Raw genomic sequence first — 701 nt, 5'->3', positions numbered from 1 at the left:
GCAGCGACACCAGCCCGGCCAGGGTGATGATAAAACTCGGCACCTTGCCAAACACCGTGAGGCTGCCCATCAAGGTGCCGATGGCCAGTCCCACCAGCAACGTGGCCGGCACCGCCAGCCAGCCGCTGACCTGCTGCTGCAGGAGCACCGCCACCAGGATCCCGCCGAAGGCACACAGGCTGCCCACCGACAGGTCGATATTGGCCGTAAGGATAACGAAGGTCATGCCGATGGCGATGATCCCGACAATCGCCCCCTGCTGGAACAGGTTGGCGATGTTGCCGAAGGTCAGGAAGTCGTCCGACAGGAACGTCGCCACCACCACCGCAAACAGAAAAATGAACACAAAGTTGTAGCGCATCACCCACTCCAGCACCGCACTGCGACGGCGGCTGGTGAGGGTGACGGGCTTATCGAAAACCGGGCTTGGGTTGCTTGCAATAGTCATGGTTCTACACTCGTTCTACCGATAAGGATGGCCTGGTCGATCTGGTCGCGACTGGCAGTCAAGGGGTCGAAACACAGCGCGTTGCGCCCCTCATGCATCACCCAGATGCGGTCGCAATTGACGTACAACTCGTCCAGCTCGCTGCTGGCGACCAGCACCGCCGCCCCTTCCTGCGCCAGGCTGCGGGCCAGGGCATAGAGGTCGGCCTTGGCGCCGACATCCAGGCCACGACTGGGCTCGTCCAGCAGCAACA

Annotated in this window: 2 pseudogenes; both read right to left on the bottom strand. The window is 62.2% G+C overall.

What is annotated here, in order from left to right:
- Nucleotides 1-448 (bottom strand): annotated as a pseudogene (locus tag HX846_RS35745) (ABC transporter permease); the annotation flags it as partial.
- Nucleotides 445-701, bottom strand: a pseudogene (locus tag HX846_RS35740) (sugar ABC transporter ATP-binding protein); the annotation flags it as partial. The pseudogenes HX846_RS35740 and HX846_RS35745, both read right to left, overlap by 4 nt.

This window comes from Pseudomonas sp. K5002 (assembly GCF_013386655.1).
Taxonomy (GTDB): Bacteria; Pseudomonadota; Gammaproteobacteria; order Pseudomonadales; family Pseudomonadaceae; genus Aquipseudomonas.
This window is presented reverse-complemented; position numbering and strand designations above follow the sequence as displayed.